This window comes from uncultured Tenacibaculum sp. (assembly GCF_947495995.1).
GTDB lineage: Bacteria > Bacteroidota > Bacteroidia > Flavobacteriales > Flavobacteriaceae > Polaribacter.
In genome coordinates this window covers 46,393-63,765 of sequence record NZ_CANMAX010000001.1, presented here as the reverse complement: position 1 = coordinate 63,765, position 17,373 = coordinate 46,393, and the positions used below count along the sequence as shown (strand labels likewise).

Genomic DNA, 17,373 nt, shown 5'->3' with positions numbered 1-17,373 from the left:
AGTATATTTACATTATAGTATTCAAAACAAAAATCATGTTAACGATAAATCCTAAAGAAGTATCTACAGGAAAATTACATCAATATTTATTAGGAGCAGTTGCGCCTAGACCCATAGCTTTTGCTAGTACTATAGATGAGGAAGGAAATCCGAATCTTTCACCATTTAGTTTTTTTAATGTTTTTGGAGCAAATCCACCAATTATGATTTTTTCTCCGGCAAGAAGTGTTAGAAATAATACAACAAAACACACTTTAGATAATGTTGAGAAAACTAAAGAAGTAGTAATTAACGTTGTGAATTATGATATTGTTCAGCAAATGTCATTAAGTAGTACAATGTATCCTAAAGGAGTGAATGAGTTTGTGAAATCTGGACTTACAATGTTACCTTCTGAAGAAGTTAAACCATTTAGAGTTGCAGAATCTCCAGTACAATTTGAGTGTAAAGTAAACGATGTCATTTATACAGGAAATGAAGGCGGAGCAGGAAACTTAATTGTATGTGAAGTTGTGAAACTTCATGTAAACGAAGATGTGTTAAATGAAGAAGGATTAATTGATCAATATAAAATAGATTTAGTTTCTAGAGCGGGTGGAAGTTTTTATTCTCGTGCTAGAGATGGATTCTTTGAAATTCCTAAACCATTATCAACTTTAGGAATTGGTGTAGATCAAATTCCAGAAGCGATTCGTAACAGTACTGTTTTAACAGGTAATAATTTAGGTGTTTTAGCCAATGTAGAAGCTTTGCCAAATGCTGAAGTTGTTGATAACTTTGCGCAAGAACATCCTGAATATGTGGGGCTATCAGAAGAAAAAAAGCATACATTTGCACAACAATATTTAGACAAAAATGATGTAGAAAGTGCTTGGAAGGTACTTTTGATAAATAGGTAAGATTATGGAAGTTATAGGTAAAATTAAAATTATTAACGAAACTCAAACTTTTGGAAGCAATGGTTTTAGAAAAAGAGAAGTCGTTATAACTACAGACGAACAGTATCCGCAAATGATACTTATTGAATTTATCCAAGATAAATGTGATTTATTAAACTCTTTTCAAGTTGGACAAGACGTAAAAGTTTCAATCAACTTAAGAGGTAGAGAATGGATTAATCCAGAAGGTGTAGCTAAGTATTTTAATTCAATCCAAGGATGGAGAATTGAAAGTTTACAACAAGCTGCTGCAGGACAAAATGTACCACCAGTAGATCAGTTTCAACCAGCTCCAGACTTAACAGATAACGAGCCAGACGATTTACCTTTCTAAGAAGAAAAATAAAGATGTATATATAAAAAGCCTTGTGAAATTCACAAGGCTTTTTGTTTTTAATACAGTTTGATAAATCCTGAATTCAGGGGGGTAAGTTTCGTTTATATCAATTAAAATTATAGTTTTAAATTCACTTAACTATTTAGTAATGAAAATACTTTCAGATAGCTTCTATACTGAATTAGAAGCTTTGATTAAAGATAGATTTGAACAAGAAGAGAATATTCAAATTATTCAAAAAGTAGATTGGGAAGTTGAAGCGAATAGATGTTTAATTGCTATGACTAATTATTTGAATTCTATTACTACAGATAAATTAAGTTATAGTGATATTGAAAAGATAGGGGTAATAGATGTTTGTTGGAATGAATATGGAAGTGATATTGAGATAGATTTTATGCCAGATAATGATTTTGAAACTGCTTATGATGAAGGTTGTATCATGAATAATTCAGCTATAGATAATGATGTGTTTTTTGAAAAATACTTTGGTGTAGATGGTGAAGGAGCATGGAAGAAAATAGGAAACGATTATTTAGAGATAACAACAATATTTTATTTCATTATTAAAGCAGTTGTACCATTTCTAGTGGAAGACGAGTCATTTAAAGAATTACCGAAGTTGTCTCCATGTCATTTTGGATTTGCAGGTTCTCACGATGAAGAGCGAATAAAAATTTTCACATATACTGCTTAACTAAAAAGGATCTAATTGTAAAATTAGATCCTTTTTTTGATTACTTATTTTTAGGAGGCATTGGTCCTCTCAGATGTATAATTAGTCCGTTTAAAAAATTCCTTAGAATTTGATCACCACATTCCATGTATTTAGGATGATCTTCTTTTCTAAAGAAAGCACCTAATTCCGATTTAGAAACTTTGAAATCTACTAAAGCACAAATTTCAACAATATCTGTATCTCTAAGTTTATGTGCTACTCTTAATTTTTTTAAAATATCGTTATTAGTTAATCCCATTTAGTAAAGGTATAGTTTCTGTTATAGAAAATTTAGGTCTATTTTAAGATTCAGTAAAAATATTAATTTACTACCGAAAAGATTGCCCAACCATAAATTGCAAATCGTAAGAAACGGAATAATCCGAAGATAATCACATTCTTGATAGGATATTTAATCATACCAGCAGTTAAACAACTTATTGCGAATGGTAACGGTAGTAAAGCTCCTACTAAAATTAAAAAACCACCCCATTTCTTTGTGTTCTTTAAATGCTTAGCCATCTTTACTTCTAAGTATTCTTTTACAGCATTAATTTTTAAAGAAGCTTTTCCTAAATAGTAAGCAAGTATACCTCCAGAATAAGATAATACAGCAAGTATAGCTAAATTTACTAAAGGAGTTGGAGTTTTCTTACACCAGGCAATAAAGATTTCAGGTGGAAGTAAACCAAGGATAGTTTCAGAAACAAAAAAGGTAATTAACAAACTTGTTCTAGAAAAAGTTTCTGTCATCGTTTGTAAACCGTCATTGATATTGTAAACATATTTGTTGAAAACAAATAAACCAATAACAACAAGAACGATAGGAATAAAGGCTTTTTTTAAGCTTTCCCATATAAACATATAAAACCCTGTACGCTGATAATAATTATGTAAGCGTTTTACATGAGCATCTTTATTCTTTTTTCCGACTTTTTTTTTCATTTGCGTCTCCATCAAACATTTAAGAGCGCAAAAATAGTGAGCTTTTTCAGACTAGAAAAGTTAAATCTCCTTATTTTTAACTTTCAATCCAAACTATTATGAAGATCACTAAAATTATTGAAAATATTTTCAAAAAGTATATTCCTTCGCCTTTTACGATTGCAATATTACTTACTTTTTTAACACTCATACTAGCGTTGTTTTTTACAAAACCAGATTCAGTTAGTTCAGGAAGTTATTTTTTAGAGATACTAAGCTTTTGGGAAAGCGGATTGTGGAATGGTAATTTATTAGTGTTTGCCTATCAAATGATGCTTATTTTAGTTTTAGGTCATGTTTTGGTTTTAAGCAAACCTATGAGTAATTTAATAGCTAAGCTTACTCAATATTGTACGAATACAGCTAATAGTGCTTTTATTGTAAGTAGTGTAACAATGTTGGTTTCTTTTTTTAATTGGGGATTAGGATTGATCTTCGGAGCGTTATTAGCAAGAAGAGTCGCTGAAGATGTACAAAAGAAAGGACTGAAATTAAATTATCCATTAATTGGAGCTTCTGGTTATGTCGGTTTAATGGTTTGGCATGGTGGAATTTCTGGTTCTGCTCCTATAAAAATTAATGAGAAAGGACATTTAAAGAGTATGTTAAGTGTCGATAATCCTAATCTAGCTAAAATTCCAGATTTAATAAGTTACGATCAAACAGTGTTAAGTTGGTGGAATTTATTATTGTTTTTCGTAGTGATGTTAAGTGTTGCTTCTGTTTTTTATTTCATAGGAAAAAAAGTAAAATCTACTCCTTTGACTTTAGATATTTATGAAGCAACAATAGAAGAAGAAACAAAAACTAAAGCAGAGAAATTAGATAATTCTAAAATTTTAGCGTTCATTTTTGGTGTGCTTATTTTGATTGCATTTGGATATAGATATTTTTCTGACATAAAGAGTTTAAAAATAACCCCAAACCTTATTAACTTTTTAATGTTAGGAATGGCGATTTTGTTGCATGGAAATTTTAAAAGATTTATCAATGCAATTGGTGTTGCAATTTCGGATGTATCTGGAATTTTAATTCAGTTTCCTTTGTATTTCGGAATTATGGGAATTATGAACGGTTCAGGAATGGTAACTTTAGTTTCTGATTTTTTTGTTTCAATTGCTACAGCATCAACATTACCGATTTTTACATTTTTTAGTGCAGGTTTAGTTAATGTTTTTGTGCCAAGCGGAGGTGGACAATGGGTGGTTCAAGGTCCGGTTGTTTTACAAAGCGCATTAGAATTAGGAGTACCATTACCAAAAGCAATTATGGCTTTGGCTTACGGAGATCAAATTACAAATATGTTACAGCCATTTTGGGCGTTGCCTTTGCTAGGAATAACAAAGTTAAAAGCTAAAGAAATTCTACCATACACATTAATAGCAATGTTGGTAGGTTCGCTTATTTATATTTTAGGATTAATATTGATATAATGTATTATTGGATTGGAGAAGAATTAGAGTTTCCTGCACATGAGTTTGCTTCTGAAGATGGAGTTTTGGCTTTAGGAGGAGATTTATCTGAGGAAAGATTAGTGTTTGCATACAAGAATGGAATTTTCCCATGGTTTAATGAAGGTGAGCCAATAGTTTGGTATTCACCTTTAGAACGAATGGTTTTGTATCCTGATGAGCTTAAAGTTTCAAAATCGATGAGGCAAGTGTTGCGAAAAGAAGATTTTCAAATCACAATGAATAAAGATTTTGAAGGTGTAATTTCCAATTGCAAAACAATAGTAAGAAAAGATCAAGATGGAACTTGGATTACAGAAGATATGAAAGCTGCGTACACGACATTGCATGAAAAAGGTTTTGTAAAATCGATAGAAGTTTGGAAAAATGAAACCTTAGTTGCAGGTTTATATGGAGTCGATTTAGGTAACGGAATTTTTTGTGGAGAAAGTATGTTTAGTAAAGCGAGCAACATGAGTAAGGTTGCTTTTATATATTTGGTAAAAGAATGTGGTTATCAACTCATCGATTGTCAAGTATATAACGATCATTTAGCTAGTTTAGGAGCAAGAGAAATACCTAGAGAACAATTTTTGAAATATTTAAAAGGGGCATAAAAGCCCCTTTTGTAGTAGTAGTAATTAAAATACTAAGATGTTGAAAAGACTTAATTACTAAATTAAATTCAAATATACATTTTTGTTTTTTCACGAAAAAGAACCTTAACACTAGCTGTTGTTTTGTGTATTCTTTTGTGATTTTATGTAAAGTTTCATTTAAAAAGTCTTTTGAAATATTGTGTTAATTAGCTGCAACAAAGAAAGGTGCTAAATTTACTTTTGCATTTCCTCTAGCTCCGTAGTGATTTGTATAGCTTTTGTTTTTTTCTATCGTGTAAAAAGAATCTACATAATCATCATTGTTTGTGTACCATTGATCGGGCATTGCTTGAATAATAGCACCTGCAACTTGGCCAAGAGCATTTACCCAAGGTTGTGTAGAAATTGTGCCAATTATTTGAAATACTCCATTAACAATTGTTGATGTTAAATCTTTGTAATTTACATTATCGTCTTTTTCAAAAAGCTGAATATTTGCTGCTTGATATTTATAATCATCCCAGAATAATAAAATTTGATTCGGATAATAATCGGTATCATCATGATCTAAATAATACATTGGTATTACTTTAATTTCAGGAGAATTATCACTGTCTTTTATTCCAGAAGTAATAGCGTAAATTTCAGCAGCACCACTAATCCAAGGTTCTTCATCATCATTCAAACGGATTTTATTCAATTTTGTAGTTTCTAAACCTTGATTTCTAGAAGCTAGTAAATTAGAGTTACTGTTTTTTTGATCGAATCTAGAATTTTGAATACCTTCAAGTCTTAGTTGTTTATTCATTAATTCAACTTCTTTTTTAAGTGTTTCAAAACCATCTGTTTCAATAACTATTACGGGTTGGTTTGGTGGATTTTTAGCATCTAAGTAAACTAACTCTTTGTTTATAGTGTATGCTTCAATTTTCGACCAATCTTTTTCTTCACCTTCAGGAGCGAAAGAGAATAATACATTTGAAAAATCAGTAGTTTCATTTGAATTATGCATCCAAACTTCAAGGATTTCAATTTTTTCAGGAGCTTCATTTTCTGAAAAGGTCTCTAGTTTAGTAGTTTCTGAAACCAAATTAGTGTAAGATTTTTGTTGTCCAACAAATTCCGAAGTTTCGTTTAATACCTTAGATAGCGGAATACTTGGTTTTTGATTTTCTAATAAACTAATTGTTTTGTTTTTGAAGTTTTGATTTTTCATTAAATCAATAAACTTCATTGTAACTTCTCTTTTGTTAACCGAGTTAGGGGTTATTGTGGTTAAATCGTCAGATTGAATGTTAGTTTCGTCTGAATTGTTACAATTTGTTAGTAAAGTTGAGGCAATAAGAGCCTTAATTAAAATTCGGGGGAATTTCATGGTTTTTTATTTTTGGTTATTGACAATTAATTCAAATATATAAAAACTTAAATAAATTAACATTTAAGTGTTAAAAAAATAATTTTAAAATTATTTTTTATGATTTTTTAACATAAATAATTTAGTTGTTTGACTTTTTTTCTTGCTATGTAAAGCTTTTTTGTAAAACGTGTTTTAAAAGTTTTAAGCGTGTTTTCTACTTTTTCTTATTTGGAATGATTTTCTGAAATAAGTGAAATTAAATTTAAAGAGTTTTAAAGTGGTTTTAAGCGATTTTTATATTTCTCTAATATTGTTAATAACTTGAATATAAAATTGCTTAAAAACTTTATTTTGAGATTAAAAAAATGTAAATTTGTAGACTAGTTGTTACTAAGACAACGATTTAGACGGGGAACTTTTTTCAATACAAAACTTAGATAATATTTACAAAAGTAAAGATTAATCAAGGTTTTGTGCGCCCTTAAATGTAGTAAGTAATAAAATAAACTCTAATATATGAGCGAAGAAAAAAAACACAATTATTCTGCCGATAGTATTCAGGCTCTTGAAGGTATGGAGCACGTACGTATGCGTCCTTCCATGTATATCGGAGATGTAGGTGTTCGCGGTTTACATCACTTAGTGTATGAGGTGGTAGATAACTCTATCGATGAAGCATTAGCTGGTCACTGTGATGTAATTACTGTAGATATTAATGAAGATAATTCAATCACTGTAAGGGATAACGGTAGAGGTATTCCTGTAGGTTTACATAAGAAAGAAGGAGTTTCTGCTTTACAAGTTGTAATGACGAAAATTGGAGCAGGAGGTAAGTTCGATAAAGATTCATATAAAGTATCTGGAGGTTTACACGGGGTTGGTGTATCTTGTGTGAATGCACTTTCAGATCATTTAAAAGCTACAGTTCACAGAGATGGTAAAATATGGGAGCAAGAGTATGAACGTGGTAAAACACTTTATCCTGTAAAAACTGTAGGTGAAACTGATATAACTGGTACAGAAGTAACATTCTTACCAGACAAAAGTATTTTTCAACAAACTACAGAGTATAATTATGAAACGTTAGCTACACGTATGCGTGAGTTAGCGTATCTTAATAAAGGAATCACGATTACGTTAACAGATAAGCGTAATAAAGATGATGAAGGAAATTTTATTGCTGAAACTTTCCATAGTAACGAAGGTTTATCTGAATTTGTTAAATATTTAGATAGTACTCGTACTCCTGTTATTCAGCATGTAATTTCAATGGAAGGTGAGAAAAACGGAATTCCTGTTGAGGTTGCAATGATTTATAATGATTCGTATGCTGAAAATTTACATTCTTATGTAAATAACATTAACACTCACGAAGGAGGAACACATTTATCAGGATTTAGAAGAGGATTAACAAGTACTTTAAAGAAATATGCAGATACTTCTGGGTTACTAAAGAACGTTAAGTTTGAGATTTCTGGAGATGATTTCCGTGAAGGTTTAACAGCAATTGTATCAGTGAAAGTTGCTGAACCTCAGTTTGAAGGACAAACAAAAACAAAATTAGGAAACAGAGAAGTTACTTCTGCAGTATCGCAAGCTGTAGCAGAAATGTTAACTGATTATCTAGAAGAAAATCCTAATGATGCTAAAACGATTGTACAAAAAGTAATTCTTGCAGCTCAAGCGCGTCATGCAGCTCGTAAGGCAAGAGAAATGGTACAACGTAAAACAGTAATGAGTATTGGAGGTTTACCTGGTAAACTATCTGATTGTTCTGAAACTGATCCAGCAGTTTGTGAAATTTTCTTAGTCGAGGGAGATTCGGCAGGTGGAACTGCAAAACAAGGTCGTGATCGTAATTTCCAAGCAATTTTACCTTTACGTGGTAAGATTCTTAACGTAGAAAAAGCGATGCAGCATAAAGTTTTTGAGAATGAAGAAATCAAAAACATGTTTACAGCTTTAGGAATCACTATCGGAACAGAAGAAGATCCAAGAGCATTAAACCTATCAAAATTAAGATATCATAAAGTAGTGATTATGTGTGATGCCGATGTCGATGGTTCGCATATTGCTACATTAATCTTAACATTCTTCTTCCGTTACATGAAAGAAATGGTTGAGCAAGGATATATTTACATTGCTACGCCGCCTTTATACTTAGTTAAAAAAGGACAGAAGAGAGAATATGCTTGGGATGATAATCAACGAGATTTAATTAACCAAAAAATGGGAGGAGGAGCTTCTATTCAACGTTATAAGGGTCTTGGAGAGATGAATGCTGAGCAATTATGGGATACAACCATGAATCCAGAATTTAGAACATTACGCCAAGTTACAATTGAAAATATGGCTGAAGCTGATAGAATTTTCTCTATGTTAATGGGAGACGAAGTTCCACCACGTAGAGACTTTATAGAAAGAAATGCGAAATATGCTAACATAGACGCATAGTCAATTATTTAAATATCAAGTTCAAAAAAACCTCAAGATTTCTCTTGAGGTTTTTAAGTTTAAATAGTTTTTACTTCTTAGAATCCACTTCCTGGAGCTTCAGGAGAAGAAGCCTGTGCTTTTTTAGGATTTAAAATTAGGTAAGTTCCTAATGCAGTTAATGCAGTGTACTTTCCGTAGTTTCCTATTTTTTTAAGAGCTTCTTTTCTAGTAATCTCTTGTTTGTTATCTTTCTTATTAGTCATGATGATACTTTTTAGAGGGGTAGTTTATTCTAAAATTACTTTTTTAGTTATGTTTCCTAAAGTTGAGTTTAACTTTACAACATATACTCCTGTGGATAAGCTAGGTAAAGAAATTTTACTTACTCCGTTTGAATTAATATCAGAGTTTATTAATTCTTCCCCTAAAAGAGAGAATACTTTTACATTAGCTTCTGCTTGTAATCCAGTTACAGTAATTTCATTATTAGCAGAACCATATATACTTACGTTTTTAATATCTTTTGAGATATCATCGTTACTTAATTTAGCAGATGTAGTATGGATATAATATTGTCCAACTCCGTTACTAACAGATTTAGTTTTAAATGTATAATTACCTTCAGAAAGATTTACAAATGTATTGTTAACTCTATCTTCCAGATATACGTCTACTCCAGATGGTAAATTCGTAGTTATTGCTGAAAATGTGATTTCTTGATCAGCATCAGTAATTAAACCAACAGGAATTACCATAGTTTCTAGATTGTTATTAGGTAATGTTTGAATAGCTAGATTTCTACCATCATTATCATTTAATAATTGAGTGTAAACTGCAAAGTTCTGGTCTGCGCCTTCAAATATTCTAGAATCATAACCATTGTCAAAACCTTTAGTCTTTCCGTCTATATAATATACTTTAGTTGAACCCGCAACCTCACCATTATTTATTGATAATTCAAAAGAAGATTTTGGTGCTTGACGTAAAAAAGTATCAGTTGAGTTATGAGAAAGCATTGCAGGATTCAAAGCTACATTAGTGTCAATAGCAGCCTTTATGAAAAAACCTTGAGTTGGAGCAATTTTGATAGATTCTGTTAAGTTTTTTGTTACATATTGTGTTCCGTCCCACAACCAAATAGTTTGCTCTGCTAATGCAGGAGTATTTGATATATTAGTTAAAAAAGCATCAGAATCTAAATAAGCTGTATATCTGTTTCCGATTAGGTTAAAATCAGTTCTACTACCAGTTGTAACAGGTATTACGTCAGAACCTGTATACATGTTTCCTTTAAAAACTATAGATGAAGTATTTAATTTTACTGAAATACCAGTTCCGCTAGCTAATGCTCCAGTTGAAGAACTATTTTGATATTGCCATGGTGTAGTAGCATTGTCATTATCATATAAACCAATACCAATATTAGTACTAGTTCCAGTAGAGAAACTATTGTTAGTGATCAAATTATCAATACTTTCTCCATTGATAGGAGAAGCTACTAAGTGCCAATTTGAAGTTACATCTCTGTTGTATGTTATTTGTCCATTAACAAAAGAGTTGAACAATAAAGACGTTCCAGATTCGAAAGTAATACTGTTTACGAATATAAAGCTAGATGCAGTAGGATAGTTTGTTAACCCGGCAGGTATAACAACATCAGAGCTATTAGAAGGAACAACTCCTCCTAACCAATTGGTACCTGTACTCCAGTCATTGCTTGTCGCTCCTGTCCATTTGATAGAAGAAGAAAAAGGAGTATTGTCTGTATTGTCTTTACCTGGAGAGAATAGTACAGCGTTACTTACGATAGTTGAGTGCTGAACGAATGTTCCGGTCAAATCATCGTTTCTAGCCAAAGATTGGTTATTCCCACCTTCACTTCCATAAGATTCAGAAATAATTATATCTCCAGAACCATTTTTAATGACAACAGTATCTCCTGAATTACTTAGACCTAATGAATTTGTTGAAGCCACTTGAACTAAACCAGGAACTGTTACAGGTGTTCCCCCTCCAAATACAACAATAGATTCATTTGCTGGAACTATGGTACCGTTAGGGAAAGTGTGTCTATCTGAAGCAGCATCTGCTAAAACCCATCCAGAAATATCTAAATTAGCTCCTGAAATATTATATATTTCAACAAATTCATCTTCAGAGAAATTAGAAGTTCCATCTCCATTAGCATCTCCGTTCGTAGAATCAGGATCTGCATTAATTTCATTAATTACTATAGGTAAATCATCGTCGTTAATTGTGACAGTATGTTGAGATGTTGTAATGTCAGCTGTTCCAGATGTAACGGCTATATTTAAAATAACTGTTTCACTTATAAAATCTACATCATCATTAATGTCTAAAGAGATATTTTGACTTCCATTAGCAGTAAATGCTAATGAATTAGTATTTAATGTATAATCTCCTACTTGAGCAGTACTACTACCATCTACTGTGACACTAACAGTTACATTTGTACTGTAGTTTGAAAGTGTAACAGGTATTAATGTGTTAACAGTAGCATCTGTTTCGTTAATTGAACTTGTTGAATTATTAAAATTTATAGCTTGGTTAGATGCGTTTGAAACAGAAAAAGAAGAGATAGAATAACCATCGCCACTTCCGTTTTCGCTAAATTCAAATCCAACTTGAATAGAATTATTTCCTGATACATCTAAATTGTTTATGCTGTAGTTTACAGGATCTCCATTGTTTGTTGCTCCAATAGTTGTATCAACTCTAGTTCCTCCGTCTAAGATGTAAAAGTATGTGAAATTATCATCGTTAGCTCCAATGTTAGATCCTAGAGCGGAAATATTGATAGTAGAAATAGTAGAAATGTCTATGGATTGACTTGTAAAGATACCTTGTCCTCCCCAGTCATTACTAACTAAGGCCCCACCACTTACTTTAAAAGAGTTTGCTGTACCATCACTAGATGGAGTAGTGGTATATGATAAAGACCATTGATTAGGAGCAGTTCCAAAAGGACCTACACTAGCAGGTGCAGTAGCAGGAAGACTACTAGAAGTGTGGTCGGCAAAACCGTCACCGTCATTAGAAAAATCAGCATTATAAATCTGACTAAATGAATTTTGAATTGAAAAAATCGATAATAAAAAGATTATCAATAATGAGTAATTTTTTTTCATTTTTAGTTTATATATTTTTAAGAGCAAGCAAATTACTAAAAATGAGTGCTTAGTGTAGTTCGAATTGTCTTTTTTGTTGAATTGTTAACGATTTATTAATAATGAAAATAAAAAACCTCAAGAATACTCTTGAGGTTTTAAGTTTGTATAACTTTTTTTAGAATCCGCCTCCTGGTGGTTCTGGTGAAGCTGCTTGTGCTTTCTTAGGATTTAAAATTAAGTAAGTACCTAGTGCTGTTAATGCAGTATACTTTCCGTAATTACCTATTTTTTTAAGAGCTTCTTTTCTCGTGATTTCTTGTTTATTTTCTTTGCTATTAGTCATGATTACTTCTTTTAGAGGATTAATTATTCTAAGATTATTTTTTTAGTTAATTCACCTAAATCAGACGAAAGTCTTACAATGTATATTCCTGTAGGAAGTTCTGGTAAGTTAATCTTGCTGTTTCCTGTAGAATTAATTTCTGTGTTACTAACTTGTTTACCAAGTATAGAAAATAATTTTACTGAAGCTTGTCCTTGTAATCCACTAATAGTAATTTCTTGTTGGTTAGATTTATAGATGTTTACCGATTTAAAATCATTAGTAATATCTTCATTACTCAAGCGTTTAGCTGTAGTGTGTATATAGAATCTACCAGTACCATTTAAGGCTTTATTCAAAGTAAGGTTATGATTGTTCTCAGATAAATTCACAATGGTATTGTTAACTTTATCCTCTAGATAAACTTCTACACCATTAGGTAAGCTATTGCTAGAAATCGAGAATGTTACATTTTCACCAGCATTAGCAATAACTCCAATAGGAATAATCATTGTTTCAAAATTAGTATTAGGTAAAGTTTGAATAGCTAATTTTTTTCCTTCACTATTTTCTAATAGTTCAGTGAAAACCGCAAACTCTAGTGTTATGCCACCAAACATTTTAGAGTCTGAACCATTATCAAATCCTTTAGTTTTATTATCAGCATAAAATACTTTTGTAGATTTTTTATCAGTACCATTATCAATAAATAACTCAAAAGTAGCATTTGGAACCTGTCTCATGAAAGTATCACTACCTTGGTGGCTTTGATTTGCAGTAGAGAATGTAACATTACCAGAACCACTTGCTTCTACAAAGAAACCTTGAGCAGGAGCAATTTGAATAGGACTCATATTATTATAAGTTACATATTGAGAACCGTCCCATAACCAAACAGTTTCTTCGCTAAGTAAACCTGTATTAGCTGAAGCAAAAGTACTAGAACTGATATAAGATGTATAAGGATTACCAATTAAATTGAAATTGTTTCTAGTTCCAGTAGCTATTGGGAAACTTACATTAGTGGTATTTACAGTTCCTGTAATAGTTACATCACCTGCAGCAGCAAGTTTCATCGACACACCTGCACCTGATACTAATGGACCAGTAGTAGCATTTGTGGCATATACCCAAGGAGTAGCTCCGTTATTAGTAAATGCACCGATACCAATGTTAGAACCTGATCCTGTAGCAAAAGTATGACCTGCAATTATATCTTGTTGAGTTTCTCCAGATACAGGAGCAGAAACTAAATACCAATTAGTAGTCGGTAAGTTTCTTGTATATGTAGTACTACCAGTTACTGAAGCATTTGCAATTAATGACGCTCCAGAAGCAATATTAATAGAATTTACAGTTACAGCTGAAGATATAGTAGGGTAATTAGTAATTCCATTTGGTATAGTTACATCAGAACTGGAAACCGGTAATGTATTTGTGTTCCAGTTAGAAGCTGTATTCCAGTCGTTACTACTAGTTCCGGTCCAAGTAATCGCAGCGCTAGTGATATCACCAGATAAAGTTGGTTGTGTTAATGTATAATTTCCGCTATCAGTTCCAGAAATAGTGTATCCAGTAGTGTTAATTGTGATTCCAGTTCCAACGCTTGTAGAAATAAAAGTAAATACAGGACTTCCGCCTAGAGATACATCATCACCAGTTTCTACACCATTTAATGTTGCAGTACCTGTAGCTGTTGCGTTAGTTGTTCCATCAAATACTTTATTGTCTCCTGTAAGTCCAGTAATAGTTAATTCTTTAGCAGTAATATCACCAGATAAAGTTGGTTGTGTTAGTGTATAGTTTCCACTATCCGTACCGGAAATAGTATATCCAGTAGTATTTATTGTAATTCCAGTTCCCACATTGGCAGAAGCAAAAGTAAATACTGGGCTTCCACCTAAAGATACATCATCACCCGATTCTACACCTACTAAAGTAGCAGTTCCAGAAGCGCTAGCAGCAGTAGTATCATCATATTCTTTATCACTACCAGTAAGTCCAGTAATAGTTAATTCTTTAGCAGTAATATCACCAGATAAAGTTGGTTGTGTTAGTGTATAGTTTCCACTATCCGTACCGGAAATAGTATATCCAGTAGTATTTATTGTAATTCCAGTTCCCACATTGGCAGAAGCAAAAGTAAATACTGGGCTTCCACCTAAAGATACATCATCACCCGATTCTACACCTACTAAAGTAGCGGTTCCAAAAGCACTAGCTGCAGTAGTATCATCATATACTTTATCATCACCAGTAAGTCCAGTAATGGTTAATTCTTTAGCTGTAATGTCACCAGATAAAGTTGGTTGTGTTAGTGTATAATTTCCACTATCCGTACCAGAAATAGTATATCCAGTAGTATTTATTGTAATTCCAGTTCCCATATTGGCAGAAGCAAAAGTAAATACTGGGCTTCCACCTAAAGATACATCATCACCCGATTCTACACCTACTAAAGTAGCAGTTCCAAAAGCACTAGCTGCAGTAGTATCATCATATACTTTATCATCACCAGTAAGTCCAGTAATGGTTAATTCTTTAGCTGTAATGTCACCAGATAAAGTTGGTTGTGTTAGTGTATAATTTCCACTATCCGTACCAGAAATAGTATATCCAGTAGTATTTATTGTAATTCCAGTTCCCACATTGGCAGAAGCAAAAGTAAATACTGGGCTTCCACCTAAAGATACATCATCACCCGATTCTACACCTACTAAAGTAGCAGTTCCAAAAGCACTAGCTGCAGTAGTATCATCATATACTTTATCATCACCAGTAAGTCCAGTAATGGTTAATTCTTTAGCTGTAATGTCACCAGATAAAGTTGGTTGTGTTAGTGTATATTTTCCACTATCTGTTCCAGAGATAGTATATCCAGTTGTGTTAATTGTAATTCCAGTTCCCACATTGGCAGAAGCAAATGTGAATACTGGGCTACCACCTAAAGATACATCATCTCCACCAACAACTCCAGATAGAGTAGCAGTTCCAAAAGCACTAGCTGCAGTAGTATCATCATATACTTTATCATCACCAGTGAGTCCAGTAATTGTTAATGTAATAGGTGCGCTAACTAAAATCCCAGTTGTAACACCAATGCTATTTAAAGTTAAATCAGCATCAGTACCTGAACCGTTTTGTAAGGTTCCTCCGTTAGCAGAAAGTGTTCCTATTGATATTCCATCAGAATCAACATCACCAGCTTGTACAGTATACCTAAAAGCTAAAGCAGTAGTTCCTGAACCACTTTGATAAGTGGCTTGGCGAGTTGTGCTTCCAATAGTTAAGGATAATTGTGGAGTACCTCCAGTAGTATTAACTGTAACATTTTCGTCAAAGTTTACTGTGAAATCTAGATTTTGACCTGTAGAATATGTGGCATTACTAGGGACTGTTACACTGGTTACGGTTGGAGTTGTAGCAGGTGAAATTGCAGTGCCTGTAAAAGTACTTGCTACCCCGGCAGGAAAAGAAAAGGCTCCTGTAGTCCAATTGGTAGGGTTATTTATCATGTTTAAACAATCGCCTAGTGTACTATTACATACAGTTGGTCCTGAGTAGTATCCTAAATTAGCGGTTTCAAAAGCTGTGGTTCCATTTGTTAAACCAGTACCAGTTAGTGTGGCTGAACCACCTCCTGTATTTGTGGTTCCACCATAAAAAGCTAAAAAAGTAACTGAAGGGCTTCTGAAGGTTCCAGTGTAAGCGTATAATTGATCATTAGGAGCAAGATTAAAACCACCATCAGATTCAGTTGCGGAACCTAAATTTACTGTTGGAGAATTGTTTCCACTGGTAATTTGAATAACAGTTCCTGAATTTATAGTCGATCCAGTATTGTTTGTCCATGTAACGGCTCCTTCTCCTCCTGTAGGAGAATCAAAACCACTGCCAGTCCATTCATCATCATCAAAAATAATTGCTGTTCCAGCAGGACAATCGTCAAGAAGAAGAAAAGCAAAGTCAGAACTACTTGTTGGAGATGTTACTCGATTAAAAGCTACAATAGCTATATCACCAGCGACATCAATAGAACCGTTGTCATTTTGCGCTTGAAGGTTAAAGGAGGATACTAATAACAAAATTAAGCATAAAGTTATTTTGTTTAAAGTAATGTGTTTAATCATTTTAGGTTCGGTTTTAAAGTTAATTGACTTAAATATAAATAATTAATTTAAAAAACCCCAAAGAATAAAAGTGTATTCAATGGGGGATGAAAAGTAATTTAATCTCGATAATTAGTTTCTAGAAGGGAAAACTCCAGATACACAGATGATGTAGTTAATAGTTGTAAAAGGTTGTCTGTTGTCAAAAGATTGACTACCTCCAGTTACTCCTACAGTTCCTTGACCAGATATAGCCACAGGTAAAGCTTGACCACCATAAGCAGCGCCAGCTGTTATTTCAGATGAAAAATTCTCTGCTCCTGTATTAGCTAATACACCTGCTCCAGGGTTAGATTCATCTTCATTTCCAGCGCCAGTATTTACAGGTATACTAACACTTCCATTTAATCCAGATAGTGACAAAGCATGCGTATGTTGTGGCATTTCTAATAAGGATAAAACTTTAAATTCAGTTCCACCTTTTTGACCAATAATTGCAGGTTGTAACCCTGGTCCATTTCCTGTACCTCTTGGTATACGACCTCTATAATCAGGTAATGCAAATGTTGTTCTACCATCTCCTCCGTAAATAGTTCCTATAACTGCAAATAAAGCTTGATTTTGTGATATAGACATTAACTGTCCTTGGCAAAGAGCCCATCCTCTAGGAACAAAATTTCCTGCAAACATTTTAACTTCTCCTAAGAAACCTTCTTGTTGTGCTTGTAAAGAGTTATTAGATAGAATGAATGATAAAAATAATAATCCGATAATTTTTTTCGTTGAATTCATAATATTTAAGTTTAGTTAGTAATTCTTATATATAATTCCAACGTAAAATTACATTAGCAATAGGATGTAGTAGATTTAAAAGTAATAAGTGCATTACTTTTAATCACGAGTGTGGTTTTTTTAGTAACGAGTGAAATATGTTTCTTAACAAAAGTTAAAATTTGAAAAAATGGTATTGAAAAGTTTGATAAAAACTGAC

14 protein-coding genes are annotated in these 17,373 nt (G+C 32.6%); 6 read left to right on the top strand and 8 right to left on the bottom strand.

The window, feature by feature from the left end; translation table 11 throughout:
* The first annotated feature begins 35 nt into the window (after nucleotides 1-35).
* The 3 genes from Q1A15_RS00310 (at nucleotide 36) to Q1A15_RS00300 (ending at nucleotide 1,972) form a co-directional block, all read left to right on the top strand.
* Complete coding sequence (locus tag Q1A15_RS00310) at nucleotides 36-899, top strand: flavin reductase family protein (protein WP_299617217.1); 864 nt, start codon at nucleotides 36-38, stop codon at nucleotides 897-899.
* 4 nt (nucleotides 900-903) lie between these two features.
* The gene (locus tag Q1A15_RS00305; protein ID WP_299617215.1) at nucleotides 904-1,272 is read left to right on the top strand and encodes a DUF3127 domain-containing protein; all 369 of its coding nucleotides are present in this window, start codon (nucleotides 904-906) and stop codon (nucleotides 1,270-1,272) included.
* Between the two features lie 151 nt (nucleotides 1,273-1,423).
* Nucleotides 1,424-1,972 carry a hypothetical protein gene (locus Q1A15_RS00300; RefSeq protein ID WP_299617213.1) on the top strand — a complete coding sequence of 183 codons (549 nt, stop codon included), beginning with the start codon at nucleotides 1,424-1,426 and terminating at the stop codon, nucleotides 1,970-1,972.
* Between the two features lie 40 nt (nucleotides 1,973-2,012).
* Here the strand turns inward: Q1A15_RS00300 and Q1A15_RS00295 are convergent, their stop codons facing one another.
* Both Q1A15_RS00295 and Q1A15_RS00290 read right to left on the bottom strand, forming a co-directional pair.
* A complete protein-coding gene (locus Q1A15_RS00295) occupies nucleotides 2,013-2,252 on the bottom strand; it encodes a DUF1456 family protein (protein ID WP_299617211.1) in 240 nt (79 codons plus the stop codon).
* A 62-nt stretch (nucleotides 2,253-2,314) separates the two neighbouring features.
* On the bottom strand, nucleotides 2,315-2,938 hold the full coding sequence (locus Q1A15_RS00290; protein ID WP_299617209.1) for a short-chain dehydrogenase: 624 nt from the start codon (nucleotides 2,936-2,938) through the stop codon (nucleotides 2,315-2,317).
* A 98-nt stretch (nucleotides 2,939-3,036) separates the two neighbouring features.
* On the opposite strand from Q1A15_RS00290, the gene Q1A15_RS00285 reads away from it, so the two are divergent.
* Nucleotides 3,037-4,410: a TIGR00366 family protein gene (locus Q1A15_RS00285; protein ID WP_299617207.1), complete on the top strand. Its 1,374-nt coding sequence runs from the start codon at nucleotides 3,037-3,039 to the stop codon at nucleotides 4,408-4,410.
* Nucleotides 4,410-5,045 (top strand): leucyl/phenylalanyl-tRNA--protein transferase, encoded by a 636-nt coding sequence (gene aat, locus Q1A15_RS00280; protein WP_299617205.1) that lies wholly within the window; start codon nucleotides 4,410-4,412, stop codon nucleotides 5,043-5,045. Before Q1A15_RS00285 ends, aat begins: the two co-directional genes overlap by 1 nt.
* 184 nt (nucleotides 5,046-5,229) lie before the next feature.
* On the opposite strand, the gene Q1A15_RS00275 is transcribed toward aat, so the two are convergent.
* Nucleotides 5,230-6,402 (bottom strand): DUF3103 family protein, encoded by a 1,173-nt coding sequence (locus Q1A15_RS00275; RefSeq protein ID WP_299617203.1) that lies wholly within the window; start codon nucleotides 6,400-6,402, stop codon nucleotides 5,230-5,232.
* Between the two features lie 498 nt (nucleotides 6,403-6,900).
* Between Q1A15_RS00275 and gyrB the strand changes: the two genes are divergently transcribed.
* A complete protein-coding gene (gyrB, locus tag Q1A15_RS00270; RefSeq protein ID WP_299617201.1) occupies nucleotides 6,901-8,838 on the top strand; it encodes a DNA topoisomerase (ATP-hydrolyzing) subunit B in 1,938 nt (645 codons plus the stop codon).
* Nucleotides 8,839-8,915: 77 nt separating this feature from the next.
* Here gyrB and Q1A15_RS00265 read toward each other — a convergent pair whose 3' ends face one another.
* The 5 genes from Q1A15_RS00265 to Q1A15_RS00245 all read right to left on the bottom strand — a co-directional run bounded on the left by Q1A15_RS00265 (nucleotide 8,916) and on the right by Q1A15_RS00245 (nucleotide 17,174).
* Nucleotides 8,916-9,083: a hypothetical protein gene (locus Q1A15_RS00265; protein WP_299617199.1), complete on the bottom strand. Its 168-nt coding sequence runs from the start codon at nucleotides 9,081-9,083 to the stop codon at nucleotides 8,916-8,918.
* A 24-nt stretch (nucleotides 9,084-9,107) separates the two neighbouring features.
* The gene (locus tag Q1A15_RS00260; RefSeq protein WP_299617197.1) at nucleotides 9,108-11,969 is read right to left on the bottom strand and encodes a lamin tail domain-containing protein; all 2,862 of its coding nucleotides are present in this window, start codon (nucleotides 11,967-11,969) and stop codon (nucleotides 9,108-9,110) included.
* A gap of 157 nt (nucleotides 11,970-12,126) precedes the next feature.
* Nucleotides 12,127-12,294: a hypothetical protein gene (locus Q1A15_RS00255; protein WP_299617195.1), complete on the bottom strand. Its 168-nt coding sequence runs from the start codon at nucleotides 12,292-12,294 to the stop codon at nucleotides 12,127-12,129.
* 23 nt (nucleotides 12,295-12,317) lie between these two features.
* A complete protein-coding gene (locus tag Q1A15_RS00250; RefSeq protein WP_299617194.1) occupies nucleotides 12,318-16,403 on the bottom strand; it encodes a YDG domain-containing protein in 4,086 nt (1,361 codons plus the stop codon).
* Between the two features lie 111 nt (nucleotides 16,404-16,514).
* Nucleotides 16,515-17,174, bottom strand: a complete 660-nt coding sequence (locus Q1A15_RS00245; RefSeq protein ID WP_299617192.1) for a tail fiber protein — start codon at nucleotides 17,172-17,174, stop codon at nucleotides 16,515-16,517.
* Nucleotides 17,175-17,373 lie beyond the last annotated feature (199 nt).